We start from the raw sequence: 19,825 nt of genomic DNA on the forward strand, positions 1-19,825 counted from the left end.
CGTCTAGAAATGCTCTTTCTAATCCGCCATCGAATTCAGTTTTTCTCTAGCTTGTGCTTCGTGTTCTTTAGTGATGGCATTGCCGACAGAGTTAGCGGCTAAGGTAAGCGCTGCCATGTCATCGGTAAAGCCGACGCCTGCTAGTACGTCAGGCACCATATCAGTTGGTAATACGAAGTAAGCCAACGCGCCACCTAAAATCGCCTTATGCCGAATGGCGGTGTTGGAATCTGTCATCGCGAGCCATGATTTGATGCCCATAACGGCAATTTCTTCACCCGCTTTCTTAACCGACCCTTTCATTTTGCGCCAGAAGGTTTTCTCATCTGGCGCTTGCATCGTTTGATCTTTGGCGTCTTTCGGCGCCGATTTTACAGACATTGTTGTGGTCATCGTTGCCTCCGAAATTTATGACTGTGGCCAACATATTAATAAATCGAACCTGAACGCAAGATTAATAACAAGAAATGATAGTAAAGTGAAACAAAAACACAGATAGAAAAATCCCCAAACCGAAGTCTGGGGATCGTGATGTTGGGAACTAAGTTGTCGAGTGCGCTACTGAGCTATCTTCTCCAGTACACGCATCAGCATTTTGATACGTGGTTCGATAGATTCAAGCAACAAGTACTCTTGGTCACTGTGGAAACCTGCACCGATAGGTCCTAGACCATCCAAAGTTGGAACTCCAAGAATTGCCGTATTGTTTGCATCAGAGCCGCCACCTACTTCTTTCCAGTTGATGTCGATAGACAGTTCACTTGCTGCTTCTTCAACTAATGCCATCAAGCTTTCAGTTTGCGCGCTTGGCACCATAGAAGGTTTGTAAGCTTCACGAACCAACTCGATGCTAACGCCATCAACGAATGGTGTTTCCAGCATGCCGTTTAGCTTGCTATCGACATCATCGTATTCTTCATTACTCCAGAAACGCACATCCACGATCGCTTCAGCGTGCTCAGGGACGATGTTTGCGCCGTTACCGCCAGACACAATACCCACGTTTAATGTGGTGCCAGATTCGAAGTTCGTCATAGCATTGATTGCGAGAATCCAGTTCGCCATCTCGGTAATTGCACTGCGGCCATTTTCTGGCTCGTTGCCAGCGTGAGCTGCAATGCCATTAAACGTGATTTTATAACGCGCCATGCCTTTGCGCGCTTTGACTAAACCACCGTCTGCACGTGCTGCTTCTGCCACCAATACGTTTTTCGCGTTTTTTGCAACAGATTGAATCCAGTCGACCGAATCTAACGATCCGGTTTCTTCGTCTGGGTTCATGCAGATACAAATTGACAGTTTATCCAACACCGCTTGGTCGAGGTTACGCATCGCGTACACAATATTCAGCAAGCCAGATTTCATGTCCGAGACACCCGGACCGTACGCTTTTTCAGCGTCTTGAGACATAGGACGTAATCCAGCGGTGCCGACAGGGAACACTGTATCCATGTGACCAATCAGCATCACGTCAACTTGCTCAGCCTCAGGCTTGTTTCGAACTTCAAGACCGATGCCCGCTCTGCCACAGTCGATGCGTTTTACGCTCCAACCAGACATCGCTTGGTACTTCTCTTCAAATTGAGAAGCGATGAACTCAATGCCATCAGTGGTGTACGTGCCACAATCGACATTGATGAGAGGACGAAGTTCTTCGAGATATTCATTGAGAGAAAACTGCATGATTGCCCCCTAAACAAATAAGTTCATGACTAGCATTGCGCCAAATGCGTTCAATACGGAAATCGCAATCATGATTGGGATGTAACGACCTTCAGTACCGATAGGTCCCATAATTCGCCCCATGTACTGAACCTGTGAGCCCATTAGGTAAATTGCAGGTGCAAGAATCGCGATGTGCGTACCATTCAAGATGCCTTGGTCAAACAATGTGATAACCACGCCAACTGCGCCGCCCATCGACATCCAAGCACCAATCAACACCGCAGCTGCTTCACCTGGCAAACCAAAAACCGCCATTACTGGAGAAAACACCGAGCCCATCAAATCCAACGTGCCAGTGATCTGCAACGCCTTAATGATGACAAACGCCATAAGAACGTTAGGCACGGTTGATGTTGTCGCAATAACCCAGCCTTTTTTAGCGCCTTCAACGAAAATATCCGTCACCATCGGCTTACTTACTTTTACGTCACTCATTACGCCGTCTCCTCTTTTAAGTTCTCAGATTTGCTTTGCTCTTGCTTGTCTTCTTTACCTTCTGTGATGTTTAGATAGATACGGAATAAGTTCGCACCCACGATTTTAAACAAGAACATCACCACAACCGCCAAACCAATAGAAGACGTTACGGCAAGCGAGCCATCCGCCATCGTCAACGTAAACAGCACCGCCCCTGAGGAGAAAAAGTTAACAATGGTGGCACCAGCGGTGAACTGGAACATAGTGAACACATCGGTTTCGCGTTTGGTAAGATGGCCTTCATCTTTAAGCTGACGAGTCATCGCAGCGCCCGCGTCGGTACTTTGCAGCGAAGCGATAAGAGCCAAACCAGAGTTACCCGGAATACCCATAATTGGACGAAGAAGCGGCGTTAACAGTTTGCGTGCTGCTTCTAGTGCGCCATAGTGCTCAAGTACATTGATCATACCCAGTGCGAACATAACGGTAGGAATCAAAGTAAGTGCAAAAATGAAACCGTCACGTGCACCGCTACCACCAGTACCACGAAGCGACGTTGTTGCAACTTGCACACCGTCAGCCGTTTCGGTGACACCATAAGCCACCTTGCCAAAAGAGCCATTCAACGTGGTGAAATCAAATACGCCATACCATTCGTTCGATTGCATGAGACCAGAAAAGAAGACGACCGCAAACGCCAGTGCAACGTAGCACCCCAGCGTAACCTTGCGCTCGGTTTGAACAGGATTTTTCATAACATTACCTACACATGTGGGACAGGACACATATGTTCACCCGAATAATGTGCTAGAGAGATGATCAAAATCAATCCGCCTGCCGAACATTCTGGCGACTCAGTTATGAAGTTTTGTTTTATGATTTTAATCACATTTGAAAGATAATAAAAATTTGCGCTAACAATTAGGTATATTAATCTATATCGATACCTCAGGACTTCTTCATCAATCCGACCAATGATTCCAACGAATATTGCTTTCTACAACATTTATGACGTACTTCATACTTTGGCATTGAGGCGATATCGATTAACTCGAAAGTAACATTCCATAATGAAATTTAGGTTAGGATTGTCCGGTCATATGCAAACGGCATAAACCAGAATCGACAGGACTAGGCAGCCCATTGTTACGCTCACAACCTAAAATAGCCAAGTGGACACTCGCCCTCGTGTTTTGGGTGGTGATGGTATGTTTAAGCCAAAACTCCGGCTTCTCGAAAAGCTGCCCTAAGGCTCACCAAATACAGAGTCAGCAAGATGAAAGCGTGAATTTATCACCATCTTGCGACCTTTCAGAGAAGCTGGTTCAAGCGTACCAACACCAGTTTGATCATATTCTTATTCCATTTTTTCTGTTTGCTTTGATTGTGGCGCTGCCGATGGCATCCACAGCAATTCGTTATCTGGAATACACAGAACCGATACGGGAAAAGTATCGGGTTCACCTAAAACTTTGCGTGTTTAGAGAATAAACCCAGCAAGGCGAGAAACCCGCTCGCCTGACTTTTGTACGTATTTTATTCACTTCACATAACAAACAACGAAATCTAAAAGTTTTAGGAAATATTATGACATTCACTCGTACACTTTTGGCGTTAACGATGGCTATCGTACCTGCCGTATCTTTCGCATCAGAAAAGACCTCAGAACAAAAGCTAGAGGAAATTACTCAGATACTAAAAGAGAACCCTCAAATTCTTGATTCATTGCACCAAAACCTGCAAGAGTACATTGCGTATCAACAGTCATTTGGCGACACCTTGAAGGAGGTTCGTCACTATCTAAATGATGGTAAACATTCCTCTTTTGGTGCTGAAACCCCTGAGTTAACCATTATTAACGTAACGGACTACAGTTGCCCTTTTTGTAAACGTTTAGAAGGCGAACTGGTCAAAGTTGGTAAGGAATATCCGCAGATAAAAGTGCTTAACCTCAATGTCTCTTTTAAAGAACAATACGAGAAAAACGGCTACAACTCGGCAAGTTACGCATTAAATGTTTGGCAAAACCAGCGAGATAAGTACGAACAAGTGCATGAGTTATTGGTGAAAAAACCGGGCGCACATGATGCACGTTCGTTAAAACAGATCGCGAAGAAAACGGGGACAGAAGCGCAGCTTGTCGACGACAAAGAGACCAAAGCGCTGCTTGATAAAAACTATCAGTATTTCACGCAACTTGGTTTACGCGGTACGCCCGCGTTGATCATTAATGATCAGGTCATTCCTGGCTATGTGCCGTTTGACGAGCTAGAAAAAGTCATCGACCAAGAACTGGCGAACTAAAACAATAAAGCCCTTCCCTGATAACTCAAGGAAGGGCTTTATATTTGTCGATATAAAGAGCGTTTAGTTACTTATCACGTCCTACAAACGCCACGACGACTTTGTCATTGCCAAGCGAACGGGAGAAAACGTACGCGCCTTCCTGTTCAATCACTTGATGCTGACCTGCGCCAATGGCAGGGTGTGCTTGACGGAACTGACCAAGGGTTTGCCAGTGTTTCAGCAAAGCTTGTTTGTCATCCGATAGCTTCCAAACCATGTCTGAACGTGTGCCTTGGTGGAAATCATCCGCGTAAGGGCCAATGTTACGGCCTACTTCATCGCCATAATAAACCTGAACCGCTCCTGGGCTAAGGAGCAATGCGTTCGCGGCGTTACGTTGCATGCCGTAATCTTTAAAACGTGAGAAGAACAACTCCGTATCGTGAGAAGACATGTAACTGACTGGGTTGAAGTCTTTCTCGTTCGCGATAGTGTCCGCATAGCTTTGGTAAGTGTCTGCCATTTGGCTAAAGCAAGCCGCGCCTTTGTCTAGCTTCTTCTGCATATCGAAGTTGATCAACGCGTCAAAACCATCATCGAAATAAGGGCTGCGATACGCGGTGTGTCCCCAGACTTCGCCCATCATCCAGAACGGCTGGCCTGATTTGCCATTTTCTTTACGCCACTGTTCTAGGCTGTTCGATGCTTCCTCTTTTAGACGCTTCCAAACTTCACCTTCGACGTGTTTCACCGTGTCGACGCGATAACCATCAATGCCGAAGCGTTTCACCCAGTCAGTTTGCCATTCAATCAAGTAATCCGAGACGGTGTAATTGTCACGCGCCTCAACGCGAGTACCAGGGTTATCCAATAGCCACTGCGCGGGCTTCACTGCTTTGTCTGATTCAGTGATGAAATCTGGCAAGCCAGCAAGAGACATCGTAATGTCGCTACTGCCCGGAGCTGGGTAACCCGGCAAGCCGGTTCTTACCCAATCGCCGCCCCACCACTTCGCCCAGTTCGGACTCTGATAATCAATGTTCTGGTGGTAGCTATGCCAATTTTCGCCTGCTTTTGGTTGCCAGTCGCCCCATTTCTTGGGCAGTTCGGCATTAGGCTTTAACACATCGATACCATCAAACTGTAGATCCGCCAATGTTGAGTAACCAGAATGGTTGATAACCGCATCCATCAAGACTTTGAGGCCACGCTTGTGCGCCTCTTCCACCAGCGTTTTTAAATCTTCTTCGTTACCGAAGTTCTCATCAATCTTGGTGAAATCGCGCGTCCAGTAGCCATGGTAAGCATAAAACGGGAATGAGCCACTATCGCCACCACCGACAAAGCCGTGCACTTGTTCAACGATTGGCGACAACCAAATCGCGTCTGTACCTAGGCTCTTGATATAATCCAATTTCTCAATTACACCTTTAAGGTCACCGCCATGGAACGTGCCAACTTCATCTTTGCCGTCTTTTTTACGACCATAACTGTTGTCGTTACTTGCGTCTGCGTTGTTGAAACGGTCAACCATCACGAAGTAAATGTTCGCGTTTCGGTAATCAAATGGCACCGCCTCTTTGGTTTTCTGCACAGGCTCTAGCAGCACTAGGCCGCCTGAGTCTTTACTTGGCGTCAGTGATACTTTCTGCTCTTTCACTTCAACCATTTGACCTGAATAAGCATCGCGTAACTTGGTGCCTTCAGGAAAGCTATCCCCCAGAGCGATCGTCACTTCTCCGCCTTGGTAAACCTCACATTGCACTTGCGGGATCGGGCGTTTAAATTCGGTTTTTGCTGCTTTTTTTGGCTCTCGCTTAAACAGCAACGTCTTAGCCGCGTCGTCATACGCGAAGGAATAGTCGCCAGTAAAGCGAACTTTGAGTGGCAGTTCGGTCGGCTTGCCACAATTTAGCGCGATAGGTTTGTTGAACTTCACTTTCTGACCATCGGGTGCAACGCAGTCGCCTTCAACGCCCGTGATTTTAAGCGTATATCCGTCTTTGGTTAGAGGCACAACCAAAGGCTGCTCTGCACTTAGCGGGAAGTCACGGCTGTTGGTCGTGGTAGAAATGGTGATGTTAGGCTCGGCGATGGCACTTGCCGACGCAAGCAATAAAGTAGTGGTAATCAGGTTCAGTTTCATCGTTCAGTCCATTGGCAGCACATGGTAACCATGCACATTTATTAGTTTTATTCACACTAATTGTGCCTAGATAAGAAACTGAACACATCATTCTAACTGCCTACGCCCCAAAGGTCGTGACGCTTCACATTTTATTGATATAGGGGCGTAGTTCTATTTAAGCGCAATAGATTGAGGGAGTTAAAGTTGCACGCTGCCAAGATTGCTCATTTGATTCATCGCCCATCTTGTGCGGCGAGCAGTGTACTCACTTTGTGGGTAGACTTTGATTCGATATGGGTTTGGCAACACCACGGCTAAACGCGCTGCTTGCCACTTCGAGAGTTGCTTTGCACTGACACCAAAATAATTCTGCGCCGCCGCTTCAGCGCCGTAAATACCGGGACCAAATTCAACCACATTTAGATACACTTCGAGAATGCGCTCTTTACTCCACATCAGCTCCATCAGCAAGGCAAAGTAAAGCTCATAAGCCTTGCGAACGTAGGAGTGAGAAGGAAACAAAAACACATTTTTCGCGGCTTGTTGGGTAATGGTGCTCGCGCCTCTCGACGGACCATTATCACCAGCCTCGGAAATCACGTCGAATAGCGACTCGAAATCGACACCATAATGATGAGGGAATTTTTGGTCTTCGGTCGCAATCACCGCTAACTGCATATTTTTTGAAATACGCGACAAGGATACCCATTCGTGTTGACTGCTGTCTGGATAGTTCTTTGGTGGCGCAACCATGCGGCTTAACTTCCATCCCCATATTGGAGGATCGACATATTTCACCACACCCACCAAAACGACTGGGGCGGTCAGTAATATCAACACCATTTTAAATAGAAATGACTTAAGCCTTTTCAACATGAGTGGTTCCCCAATGCATTAGCGATTGATGATAAACAAACCAGCGAGCTTGCCTGATTCAATCAGGAACAACAAGTTTTTGAGGTAAAAAACAGGTCAAAAAAAGCCCGATTTACAATGTAAAACGGGCTTAGAATTTGATTAGACTGAATTATTTATTCAGCTTGTAGAACACGGTTGAAAGTGGTGGTAAACGAAGCTCAAGTGATTGAGGCAGTGCTTCACTTTCGACTTTTTCCGTTTTCACACTGGTCAGCACTTTAAAATCGCTGCCGCCGTATTTGCTGTCGTCCGTGTTCAGCAGCAGTTCGTATTGACCTGCATTTGGAACGCCTAAACGGAAACGCTCGTGTGGTACGGGCGTAAAGTTGGTGATGATGAGAATACGCTCACCTTCTTTACTGATACGCTCGTGCGCTAGGATACTCGCATCCGCTTCGTCTTGTAGACGCCACTCAAAACCAGCAGGAACACAATCTTGATCGTGCATCGCCGCTTCATTTCGGTACAAATGGTTCAAATCTCGCATCAGCTTTTGGACACCTTGATGACGCTCATATTCCAGCAAGAACCATTGCAACTGATCATCGTGGTTCCACTCCGCCGTTTGGCCGATTTCCGCGCCCATGAAGTTCAGCTTTTTGCCCGGTTGACCATACATGTAACCGTAGTATGCACGTAGGTTTGCGGTTTGCTGCCATTCATCACCCGGCATCTTGTTATGGATAGAGCCTTTGCCGTACACCACCTCATCGTGAGAGAGAGACAAGACGTAGTTCTCGCTGTGCGCATAAACCAGCGGGAATGTGATGGTATTGTGGTGGTATTTGCGGTGAACAGGATCTTCTTTGATGTATGAAAGACTGTCGTGCATCCACCCCATATTCCACTTGAAGCCAAAACCTAAACCACCCATAAAGGTTGGCGCAGACACCCCCGGAAACGCCGTTGACTCTTCCGCAATCGTCATCGCATTCGGGAAGTGCTTGTACACTTCTTCGTTCATCCATTTTAAGGTTGCGATTGCGTCGTAGTTTTCATTGCCACCGTCGACGTTCGGTACCCACTGATCGTGGCTACGTGAGTAGTCGAGGTAAAGCATCGATGCGACTGCGTCCACGCGAATGCCATCAATATGGAATTGTTCAAACCAGTACAGCGCATTCGATACAAGGAAGCGACGCACATGTTCACGGCCTAAATCATAGATGTATGAGTTCCAATCTTGGTGCCAACCGCGACGCGGGTCCGGGTCGTGGAACAACGGTGTGCCGTCAAAGTTTGCTAAACCGTGGTCATCCGATGGGAAATGCGCCGGAACCCAATCCAGCACCACACCGATACCTGCTTGGTGACACGCATCCACGAAGAATTTGAAATCATCCGGAGAGCCGTAACGGCTAGTTGGAGCAAATAAGCCAACGGGTTGATAGCCCCATGAACCATAGAATGGATGCTCAGACACAGGCATCAGCTCAACATGGGTGTAGCCCATATCCACAAGGTATGGCACCAACTGCTCCGCGAGTTCGCGGTAGTTGAGGAAATCACCTTTCCCGTCGCGCTTCCATGATCCAGCATGCAGCTCATAAAACGATAACGCTTCATCACGCTTTTGTGTCACTGCGCGGTTTTGCCATTTCGCATCTTGCCATTGGTAACGCTTGTGATCGTAAGTGATGGATGCGAACGATGGGTATTGCTCAGAATAGAAACCCCAAGGGTCTTGTTTGTGTGGCAGCCCTTCCCCATTTGGCCCTTTGAGCTCAAATTTGTACTGAACGCCTTCTTCTAAGCCAGGAATGAACAAACCCCAAATGCCATAATCTAAACGTTGCATTGGGTGACGACGACCATCCCATTGGTTAAAGCAACCCACAAGGCTAACAGCCGATGCATGCGGAGCGTAGACAAGGAAACGAACACCGGAAATGCTTTCACCGCCACGTTCTAGCGTGACAAAGTGTGCGCCCATGTAGTGATACATGTCTTTTGGCGTATGCAGATGCTCGTACTCTTGGTAGATATTGTGGTACTGGTACGGGTCATCAATAATTTGTTCAACACCATTCCAATCGACCGCTAAACGGTAGTGGGTCAGGTGTAAATCGCGTTGCTCTTTTAAGATAAAACCGCTGTCGCCATCGCGTTCAAGCGCCACGCGAGGTTCACCATTAACAAGCAGTTCAACCTTGTTTGCGCCCGGCATCCACACTCGCAGCGAACCTTCGCCGTCATCAATGAATGGGCCCAACGCCGCAAATGGATCTGAGTAAGCCGCCTCAGCAAGCAGTTCGTACGCGCGTTCGTGTTTTTTCTTTATTTTCTTTGTTTTGGTGATTTTCAAATCTTTCTCCCTAGAGCCAATATTCGTTTGAACCGAATGTTGGTTTCTCCACAGCCAACGTTGTGAACTCACAAAAGACTCCGCTTCTCACGTTCGTCGCGTAAACGGCGTCAAAATACAAAAATGCCCGCTATTGTCGCGGGCATAATAACGGTACTTCATCCTAACGGATTGTGTGGGTTGAATGAGTGACCTAGACGGAACTTTCGTACCTCTGAGCTAACAAAATTAGTAATCCGCTCATTCATCTACGTCACTCTACGCATCTTATTTGCTCGCCTGTGCGCGAACTTCTGTAAGGCGTTTAGAAATGCGATTCACGTCTTCACGACTGAAGATTTCATCTAGGTTCATCGACAGCTTACGACGCCAGTTTGGATACTCATCAACCGTGCCAGGAATGTTGACCGGTTGATCCATTTCTAGCCAGTCTTCAAGCTGAACGCTAAGCAGTGCAGAATCACCCGCAGCAACGTGCAATTGAAGCGCTTCGCTTAGGTATGAATCCATTGGTACGAACTGCGCATCATGGCCAATGCCTTCTGGCAAGTAACCGTGCCAACGAACGCTGTCTAGGATGCCTTGTTTGCACTTCAAACGGTCAGCGAATAAGCCTTCCAACTGTTTTTCATCTGGGTACAAACCAATCTCACGACCCATTTTCAAGTCATCGCAGTGCCAGAAACCGCGTAGGGTTGGCATGTCGTGCGTACACAATGCCGCCATAGACTGCTCTGCGTAATGCTTCGGAGAAATAAAGCCGCCGTCCTCTTTTGAGGTTTCGAAGAAGAAGACTTTGTACGAATGCACGCCCGCATCACGTAGGATATCAACGATTTCATCTGGTACAGTACCTAAGTCTTCACCAATCACAGAGCACTGATGACGGTGCGACTCAAGCGCTAGGATTGCGAGCATGTCTTCCACTGGGTAGTACAAGTACGCGCCTTCTGTCGCTTTCTCGCCTTTTGGAATCCACCATAGACGCAATAGGCCAAGTACGTGGTCGATACGCAGTGCGCCACAATGCTTCATGTTGGCACGTAGCAACTTGATATACGCATCGTAGCCTGTCGCTTCCAACACTTGAGGGTTAAGCGGTGGCAGACCCCAGTTTTGACCTAGAGGGCCAAGAATATCTGGTGGCGCACCGATGCTTGCATCCAGCACTAGGTTGCCTTCATCCGCCCATGTTTCACTGCCAGAATCTGCAACACCTACAGCAAGGTCGCGGTACAGACCCACAGCCATGCCTTTTTCTTCAGCTAGGGCTTGCGCTTCTTTGATTTGATCGTCTGCGATCCATTGTAGGTACATGTACAAGTGAACGCGATCTTGGTTGTCTTTGATGTATTTCTGAGTGCCAGCCGCGTCGAATGTGCGGTATTTCTCAGGGAATACAGGCCAACCCCAAACGCCAGAATCTTCAGCGTGCAAATCTGCGTGAAGCGCATCAAATGCCGCTTGGTGCAATAAACTTTCGCCGCCCTTCTCTACGAAATCTAAGAATGCGCGAGCGCGGTCCGTGTTTTTATCGAGATGACGAGCCTTGAACTCACTAAACAGCAGCGGCAATACGCTCATTTTTAGTTGAGAAACTTCGGTGTAGTTCACCCAATGTGAGTCACGCGCTTTTTGTAGACGTTGTTGGAACTCTGCGCTGCCCACTCGCTGTTGTGCTTCTGCACTTAGCGCAAACTCAGGTACAGAGCTTACGTCGATGTACATGATGTTCAGCCAGCGACGAGAAGACGGGCTGTATGGGCTCGCACCTTCTGGGTTTGCTGGGAAAAGTGAGTGAATTGGGTTCAAGCCAATGAAGTCACCACCACGAGAGGCAATGTCACTCACCAACTGTTTTAGGTCACCAAAATCACCGATGCCCCAGTTATGCTGAGTACGCAGTGTGTAAAGCTGAATGCTTGGACCCCACAGTTTTTTGTGTTGGTTTAGGTCTTCTTGTTTGAAACACGCTTTCGGTGTGATGATCAATGACATCTCGTAAGGCGTTTTACGACGCTTACGACTGATGATCAGTTTGTGGTAACCCCATGCCAAGTTCTTTGGCAATGCAAACACTAGAGGGCCACCCTCAGCACGCTCATCACGAACAATTTGAGACTGAAGATAGCCTTCAAGTACCTCTCCTTGTTCTGTTTCTAAACGCCAGCTGAATTCACTCTCACGAGCACTCGTACCTAGGTTTAGTTCCACTTCGACTGGTTCGCCGTCGCGTAAAACAAGAACAGGGGCTAGTACGTCTTTCTTATGTTTCTTTTCAGCAGAAGCCAATAGTTTTTCATCGCTGCTAGTATCGTAGCCTAGTGAAGTGAGCAAGCGGCGTAGAGTCTCGTCAGAAACTTTTGCCTCGTCTCCCCACGCGCTGACATAGCTATCAGCCAATCTCGCCATTTCCGCGACTTTCTTTAATGCTGTTTGTTCTTTCATCGCTTTCTCCGAAGGTAATACCAACACCTTCCATGTAGGGTTTTATTGTTATCAATAACGTAAGTTTGCAAATGACCAAAGGTAGCGCTTGGCTACCTTGGTCTTAACTCTGTTCTATTAACGGTGAACCGCTTCTAGTTTCCAGATATTGTTCACGTAGTCGCGAATTGAGCGGTCTGAGGTGAACTTACCAACAAGGGCGGTATTAAGAATGGCTTTCTTCGCCCAGCCAGCTTGGTCTTTATATTGTTTGCCCATCTCTTCGTGCGCTTTCACATACGATGCGAAGTCCGCAAGACATAGGTATGGGTCACCGCCATCCAGTAGGCTATCGTACGTTGCACGTAGTAGGCCCGGTTGACCTGGAGTGAATTCTTCACCCAGTAGTAGGTCCATGGACGCTTTGAGTAAGTGATCCGCATTGTAGTAATCAAATGGGTTGTAACCTTGAGCTTTCAGCGCTTTCACACCTTCAACATCTAGACCGAAGATGTAGATGTTTTCATCGCCCACTTCTTCACGAATTTCAACGTTCGCACCATCCATCGTACCGATAGTTAGGGCACCGTTTAGCGCCATCTTCATGTTACCCGTACCTGATGCTTCTTTACCCGCTAACGAGATTTGTTGAGAAACGTCAGCCGCAGGGATGATGATTTCAGCCATGCTCACGCGGTAGTCAGGAATGAATACCACTTTCAGCTTGTTACCGATGCGAGGGTCGTTGTTCACCTTGTCTGCAATCTTGTTGATTGCGAAGATGATTTCTTTCGCTAGGTGGTAACCCGGTGCGGCTTTCGCTGCGAAGAACACTACGCGTGGCGTGCACTCAAAACCTGGTTCGTTAAGAATACGGTGGTACAAAGACAGTACGTGTAGCAAATCTAGGTGCTGACGTTTGTACTCGTGCAGACGCTTGATTTGAACATCGAAGATAGCATTAGTATCGAGCTCGATACCCATGTGCTCTTTCACCCAGTTTGCTAGGCGCTCTTTGTTCTCTTTCTTCACTGCCATGAATTCTTTTTGGAATTTCGCGTCAGTCGCGTACTTAGCAATGCCTTCTAGCTGCTCAAGTTTCGCTGGCCATTCTGCGCCTACTTTCTCAGTGATAAGCTGAGACAGACCTGGGTTACAGAATTTCAACCAACGACGTGGCGTGATGCCGTTTGTTACATTGTGTAGACGTGTTGGGTACATTTCATGGAACTCTGGGAATAGGTCTTTCTTAACCAATTCAGAGTGAAGTGCCGCCACGCCGTTTACTGCGTAAGAGCCGATTACACATAGGTTTGCCATACGAACCATACGGTGGAAACCTTCTTCGATGATAGAAAGCTTCTGTTGCTTCGCGACATCACCCGGCCACATTGCACGTACGTCTTGTAGGAAGCGATGGTTGATCTCGTAAATGATCTCCATGTGACGTGGTAGTAGGTGCTGGATTAGCGACTCTGGCCATGTCTCTAGCGCTTCAGGAAGTAGCGTATGGTTGGTGTACGCGAATGTCTTAGAGCTGATTTCCCAAGCCGCTTCCCAAGTTAGACCTTTTTCGTCCATCAGGATGCGCATTAGTTCAGGAATCGCAATCGTTGGGTGCGTATCGTTAAGCTGGATAGTCTCTTGCTTAGGTAGATCCGCTAGCGAGTAGCCTGCTGCTTCGTGGCGACGTAGGATGTCGCGTACAGACGCTGCTGAGTGGAAGTACTGCTGCATCAGACGCAGTGTTTTACCTTTCTCGTGGTTGTCGTTCGGGTAAAGCACTTTGGTGATGTTACCTGCGTCGATCAGTGCGTGTTGCGCTTCGAAGTAATCACCGTTGTTAAAGCTTGCTAGTGAGAATGGTGCAATCGCCTGACATTCCCAAAGACGTAGCGGGTAAACTGTGTCTGATTCGTAACCTACGATAGGCAGATCCCAAGGCATTGCTTTTACAGACATGCCAGGAACCCATTTGCGAACTTCGTTACCGTCTACATTAACAACTTCAACGTGACCGTAAAAACCGATTTCTTGCGCCAGCTCAGGACGAGCCACTTCCCAAGGGTAGCCTTCCACACCACGCCATGCGTCTGGTGCTTCTTGTTGGCGACCGTCTTTGAACGACTGCTTAAACAGGCCGTATTCGTAGTGAAGGCCGTAGCCCACAGTTGGGAACTCTTGAGCAGCACATGAATCCATGAAACATGCAGCCAGACGACCAAGACCACCGTTACCAAGTGATGGATCGCGCTCTTCTTCTAGAAGGTCAGTTAGGTTATGACCTAATTCATCCATTGCTTCTGTTACTTGTTCGTACAGACCCATGCTGATTAAGTTGTTGCCCGTTAAACGGCCAATAAGGAACTCTAGTGAAAGGTAGTTAACGCTCTTCGCTTGTTGGATGCGAGGATCGGTTTCAGTAGCAAGCAAATCAAAAGTAGTGAACTCAGCCAGTGCGCGCCCCATTGCTAGGTACCATGCGCGGCTGTCTGCATTTTCAACCGTGTGAGCGTAAGTTACGGAAAGGTGTTTCTTAACGCTGTCTTGGAAGGACTTCTTGTCAAATTGTTTCTGTTGAGTAGGTTTCATTACGAAATTCTCACGTCTTTTAGTAATTCATCTGCCATACATCGTGCATTTACCTCTGTGAATAAACATCCTCCTAATTCTCATCCTTTGCAGGAGGAGGGGTGAGGGCGTAGAGGGGGGACCATAAGGAAGTTAGTGATCCAAATCTCAACACGACGTCCTTGGCTCCTATTCTTAGTGATTTTGATCACAACCAAATATGAGAAAGGTTAAAGATTGTTCATGACGCTTTTTATTGCCCTTTTCACCTATCATGCAAAAAGTGTCTTACCGATCACATTAGCTTCGTTAACATCGAGAAATTTTTCGCAAGAGATGTGCAACACAATCTTAATAGCACCAACACCAAAGACATTTAAGTGACAAAAATCACAAAACAAGGGCGTAGTTGATGCCAAATCCATCAACTCTTGAGAATTAGGAAGTGGATCAAAGTAACGAGCATTTCTGATGTCGTACCATCCCTCTCGGCTTACAAGATTGAGCATTTTTTATACAAGCTAGAATTGTGCGGTGTGAGTTATTTCTAGTTTTGCTAGCTTTTATACCTAAGTGACCTCGGGAGATGGCATTTTGTGTGGATATTGCCAAACCCAAAACAGGGTAGCGCAAAGTGAAAATCACGCTTAATTGCCGAAACATTGATGGTTGTTTAACGGTGTCGCTGGACGAGAGGAAGACTTCGAGAGGGTCTCTTGTTAAAAACAGTGCGTTGAAGTCACTTGGGTATCATAAATAAGGACATAATTACTAATGTGGATTCCATCTAAACTTACTCGTCCCGGCCGACTACACAATGCCATTGTGCGCCCACGAGTGTTGGACTTACTACAACAAGCGCCTTACTACAAATTGGTTTTGTTCCGTTCTCCAGCAGGTTACGGAAAAACAACGATGGCCGCTCAGTGGTTATCCGATAAGCCAAACGTCGGTTGGTACAGCATTGACGACAGTGACAATGATGGATTTCGTTTCGTCAACTATTTACTCCAAGCGCTCAACAAAGCGACCAACTTCAGCTGCTCGAATGCGCAAAAACTGGCCGAAAAGCGCCAGATTTCCTCTTTACGCTCGCTGTTTAGCGAAGTATTTGCCGAAATGGCAGATTTTCATCAAGAGTGCTACGTGGTTCTCGACGACTACCACTTGATCACCAATGATGAAATTCATGAATCCATGCGTTTCTTCCTCAAGCACATGCCAGACAACTTAACGGTTGTCGTCACCAGCCGTGCAGCGCCACCTCTGGGCACGGCAAACTTGCGTGTGCGCGATTTAATGATCGAAATCGGCAACGAAATGTTGGCGTTTGATACTGAAGAAACCACCCGTTTCTTTAACCAACGCATCGCCGATGGCATTGATGAAGACATGGCGAACAGCCTAAGAACCTACGTGGAAGGTTGGCCATCTGCCATGCAGTTGATCGCGCTGCAAGCCCAACATCAAAACCGCACATTAGCGCAAACCGTCGAGTCGGTATCGCAGTTCAATCACGCGCATTTGTGGGATTATCTGGTCGAAGAAGTATTTGACCTGCTCGATCACGAAACTCGTCACTTCTTGATGCAAGTTTCTGTGCTGGATCACTTTAACGATGAACTGGTATTTGCCCTCACTCAACGCGAAGACGCGCTGGGTCTGATTGAATCGCTTAACCGTTACGGCTTGTTCATTTACCCACTTGAAGGCGAGCATAACTGGTTCCGCTTCCACAACTTGTTTGGCGAGTTCTTGTCTCACGAGCGTCAAGCACGTATTCCTCAACAAGAAAAAGATCTTCACCGCAATGCTGCGGTCGCTTGGTTACAACAAAAATCGCCACACCAAGCCATTCATCACGCGCAAAAGTCCAACGATAAAGACTTAGTCGTTGAGATTTTGAATGAATTCGGTTGGAAGATGTTCAACCAAGGCGAATTAAGCACACTCGAGCATGCCATCAATAAGCTGGATGCAGAGCTGCTATTTAGCCACCCTAAATTGACGATGTTACGTGCATGGTTAGCGCAGAGCCAACACCGATACAATCAAGTTGGCCAATTGCTTGAAGAAGCCGAAGAAGAGCATAAAAAGCGTAATATCGAGCTAGATATCCATTACCAAGGCCAAGCTAACGCGCTGCTTGCTCAGGTCGCGATTAACAGCAACCAACCCGAGAAAGCGCTTGAACTTGCGGAGCTGGCTCTCAGCCAACTAGACAACACCATTTACCGTAGCCGAATTGTCGCGACCTCAGTCGTAGGCGAAGTGAACCACGTGCTGGGTAAACTCGACCGCGCGTTGCCGATGATGCAGCAAACCGAAAAATTGGCGCGCCAGTATCAGGTTTACCATCAAGCACTGTGGGCGATTTTACAACAAAGCGAAATATTGATTGCTCAAGGTTACGTGCAAGCGGCCTTTGAGCTGCAAGATTCGGGCTTCCGTCTGATTGAAGATCAGCAATTACAGCACGTTCCTCTGCACGAGTTTTTATTGCGTATCCGCGCGCAAGTCTTGTGGTGCTGGAACCGCCTAGATGAAGCCGAAGAGTGTGCGTACCGAGGCCTACAAATTCTCGAAAACCATTCGCCGAGTAAGCACTTACATAGCTACTCAATGTTGGCGCGCATTGCGATTGGCCGTGGCGAGCTAGACAAAGCCGGTAAATTCATCGAGCACATTCAACATTTAATGAAGCAGTCTACGTACCACGTAGATTGGACGGCCAACGCCTCTTTATCGTTGATCTTATTCTGGCAAGCGCGTGGCAATACAGAAGCCATGCAAGAATGGTTGAACACGGCGGTTCGTCCAGAATCGGCATGTAACCACTTCTTACAACTGCAATGGCGCAATATAGTGCGTGCACACATCAATTTGGGTCAGTATGAAGAAGCACGCCAAGCGCTAAACTTCCTGCAAAGTGAAGCGCGCCGTACCAACCTCATTACCGATACCAATCGCAACCTCGTTGTTGAAGCAGTCTTGGCCGCACGCCAAAAAGACGAAGAGCAAGCCAAAGCACTGTTAAAAGAAGCGTTAGTAATGACGAACCAAACCGGTATGGTCGGAAACTTCCTAATTGATGGTGCTACGATTGGTGGCCTGCTAGAGAAACTCAGCCTGCGTCATGAGCTGGGCGATCTAGAACGTCACCGCGCTCAACAGCTAATGAAAGACATTTCATCGAATCAGCGCAGCCGCTCGATCCACTTTGATGAAGACTTTATTGAAAAGTTGGTAAATCACCCGAATGTGCCGGAGCTTGTACGCACGAGCCCGTTAACACAGCGCGAATGGCAGGTTCTAGGTTTGATTTATTCTGGCTTTAGTAACGAGCAAATCGCACAAGAATTGGATGTGGCAGGTACGACAATCAAAACCCACATTCGCAACTTGTATCAAAAGCTCAACATCGCGAATCGTAAAGAAGCCATTGTAACTGCGGAGAATTTACTGCAATTGATGGGTTACTAAATCAAATAACCTTAGTAAAGAAATGGGATTTTAATTGAAAACAAAAATGGGTTGGCGTTATGCGTCAGCCCTTTTTTATAAGCCGCCGGTGAGGGAAGTGCAATTTGCAAAGCATGTAAGTAACGTTGTTCATATACGACAGGCAAAAAAATAGCCAACCGCAATAATCGCGATTGGCTCATATTTATTGTGAACAATCTATATTCACTAACAACGTCAGTTGGCTAGGTGACCCTCGGCTTAAGAAGGGTCGAGAAGTATTATGCATTAATCATGCCAGTTTTCAAAGCTTTATTTTTGGGCACAAGATCTCATATAAACTGATATTGCCTATATAAATTTTTGCAAAAAACAAAACTTAATTGCATTCTGCAATTTCAAAATGCAATTTAGGTAATTTATTAACAATTGAGTTAGTCAAAATGTAAATGAAAATAAAATGTTAACGAGTTGAAAGTTAGCTGTTCTCGCCTTTTTCTGGGATTGATTCATAAGCAACCACTCAAATATTAACTACGACACTATTTCATACTTTTTTCGCAACAATCTTTGTATACTCTGTGCCAACTACATGACTTAGCACTAAAGAAATGAACTATCTAATTACTTTCTTCAAAGGAATAGCCATGGGTGCAGCCGACGTTGTCCCTGGCGTGTCGGGCGGTACTATCGCATTCATAACAGGCATTTACGACACACTGCTTGAAAGCATTCGTCGTATTAACCCGTCTCTTTTCTCTATCTGGCGAAAAGACGGTTTTAAAGCCGCATTCAATCATATTAATGGCTTTTTCCTTATCGCTCTGTTTGCTGGCATCTTGTCGAGCATTGCAACCTTAGCGAAGCTGATCACATGGCTGCTAGACACTCATCCGATCCCTATTTGGTCGTTCTTCTTCGGCCTCATTTTGGTCTCTGTGTATCACATCCTCCGTCAGGTAGAGAAACGCGATGCGGTTCGTTTCGTGACTCTTCTACTGGGCGTCGGCTTTGCGTATAGCATTACGGTGCTGAAACCACTGCATCTTGAACCTACCGCTATTAATACGCTGATTGCAGGTGCGATAGCAATTTGTGCGATGATCCTCCCTGGTATCTCAGGCAGCTTCATCCTGCTACTGATCGGTATGTATACTCCGGTACTTGCGGCCGTAAAAGGCTTCCAAGTGGATACGTTGGCGCTATTTTTATCGGGCTGCGTGATTGGCCTACTTTCTTTCTCTCATCTGCTCTCGTGGTTACTACGCAAGTTCCGCGACTTCACGCTGATGTTCTTAACTGGTTTGATGATCGGTACGCTACCTAAAATCTGGCCTTGGAAAGAAACCCTAACATGGCGTACGAACTCGAAAGGCGAACAAGTACCGTTGCTACAACACAACTTGTCTCCATTTGAATTTGAACACATTACCTCTCAACCATCGCAGTTAGTGATTGCAGTCGTAATGATGCTGGTTGCTATCGCGTTAGTTTTAGGTCTCGAAAAGTTCGCAGACTCTGACAAATAAACCGCGAAGCACATTCATAGAAAACGGAGCCATTGGCTCCGTTTTTGTTTTTAGGGC

13 protein-coding genes are annotated in these 19,825 nt (G+C 46.9%); 4 read left to right on the forward strand and 9 right to left on the reverse strand.

Annotated features, from left to right (window positions below):
* Positions 1–18 precede the first annotated feature (18 nt).
* From UF05_RS11850 to UF05_RS11865, 4 genes are all read right to left on the reverse strand, one after another.
* Positions 19–393: a YkvA family protein gene (locus tag UF05_RS11850; protein ID WP_015313642.1), complete on the reverse strand. Its 375-nt coding sequence runs from the start codon at positions 391–393 to the stop codon at positions 19–21.
* 165 nt (positions 394–558) lie between these two features.
* A complete protein-coding gene (locus UF05_RS11855; RefSeq protein WP_045545556.1) occupies positions 559–1,683 on the reverse strand; it encodes a M20 family metallopeptidase in 1,125 nt (374 codons plus the stop codon).
* Positions 1,684–1,692: 9 nt separating this feature from the next.
* Positions 1,693–2,160 carry a YjiG family protein gene (locus UF05_RS11860; protein ID WP_045545557.1) on the reverse strand — a complete coding sequence of 156 codons (468 nt, stop codon included), beginning with the start codon at positions 2,158–2,160 and terminating at the stop codon, positions 1,693–1,695.
* Complete coding sequence (locus UF05_RS11865; RefSeq protein WP_005480162.1) at positions 2,160–2,897, reverse strand: nucleoside recognition domain-containing protein; 738 nt, start codon at positions 2,895–2,897, stop codon at positions 2,160–2,162. The genes UF05_RS11860 and UF05_RS11865 overlap by 1 nt, the downstream gene beginning before the upstream one ends.
* Before the next feature lie 448 nt (positions 2,898–3,345).
* Between UF05_RS11865 and UF05_RS24605 the strand changes: the two genes are divergently transcribed.
* Both UF05_RS24605 and UF05_RS11870 read left to right on the forward strand, forming a co-directional pair.
* A complete protein-coding gene (locus tag UF05_RS24605) occupies positions 3,346–3,633 on the forward strand; it encodes a hypothetical protein (protein ID WP_015313644.1) in 288 nt (95 codons plus the stop codon).
* 96 nt (positions 3,634–3,729) lie between these two features.
* Positions 3,730–4,446 carry a DsbA family protein gene (locus tag UF05_RS11870; RefSeq protein WP_025540966.1) on the forward strand — a complete coding sequence of 239 codons (717 nt, stop codon included), beginning with the start codon at positions 3,730–3,732 and terminating at the stop codon, positions 4,444–4,446.
* Positions 4,447–4,513: 67 nt separating this feature from the next.
* On the opposite strand, the gene UF05_RS11875 is transcribed toward UF05_RS11870, so the two are convergent.
* The 5 genes from UF05_RS11875 to UF05_RS11895 form a co-directional block, all read right to left on the reverse strand.
* On the reverse strand, positions 4,514–6,574 hold the full coding sequence (locus UF05_RS11875) for an alpha-amylase (protein ID WP_025552196.1): 2,061 nt from the start codon (positions 6,572–6,574) through the stop codon (positions 4,514–4,516).
* Between the two features lie 180 nt (positions 6,575–6,754).
* A complete protein-coding gene (mtgA, locus tag UF05_RS11880; protein ID WP_045545558.1) occupies positions 6,755–7,432 on the reverse strand; it encodes a monofunctional biosynthetic peptidoglycan transglycosylase in 678 nt (225 codons plus the stop codon).
* 151 nt (positions 7,433–7,583) lie between these two features.
* Entirely contained in the window at positions 7,584–9,779 is a 2,196-nt protein-coding gene (gene glgB, locus UF05_RS11885; RefSeq protein WP_443083228.1) for a 1,4-alpha-glucan branching protein GlgB, read from the reverse strand.
* Between the two features lie 267 nt (positions 9,780–10,046).
* A complete protein-coding gene (malQ, locus tag UF05_RS11890; RefSeq protein ID WP_005480181.1) occupies positions 10,047–12,227 on the reverse strand; it encodes a 4-alpha-glucanotransferase in 2,181 nt (726 codons plus the stop codon).
* 117 nt (positions 12,228–12,344) lie between these two features.
* Complete coding sequence (locus tag UF05_RS11895; protein ID WP_045545559.1) at positions 12,345–14,798, reverse strand: glycogen/starch/alpha-glucan phosphorylase; 2,454 nt, start codon at positions 14,796–14,798, stop codon at positions 12,345–12,347.
* Positions 14,799–15,551: 753 nt separating this feature from the next.
* Between UF05_RS11895 and malT the strand changes: the two genes are divergently transcribed.
* Positions 15,552–18,260, forward strand: coding sequence for an HTH-type transcriptional regulator MalT (gene malT, locus UF05_RS11905; RefSeq protein WP_005480178.1), 2,709 nt, complete (start codon positions 15,552–15,554; stop codon positions 18,258–18,260).
* A 590-nt stretch (positions 18,261–18,850) separates the two neighbouring features.
* Positions 18,851–19,768 (forward strand): DUF368 domain-containing protein, encoded by a 918-nt coding sequence (locus UF05_RS11910; protein WP_045545560.1) that lies wholly within the window; start codon positions 18,851–18,853, stop codon positions 19,766–19,768.
* Positions 19,769–19,825: the final 57 nt, after the last annotated feature.

It is taken from the genome of Vibrio sp. S457-15, from assembly GCF_000960545.1.
GTDB lineage: Bacteria > Pseudomonadota > Gammaproteobacteria > Enterobacterales > Vibrionaceae > Vibrio > Vibrio parahaemolyticus.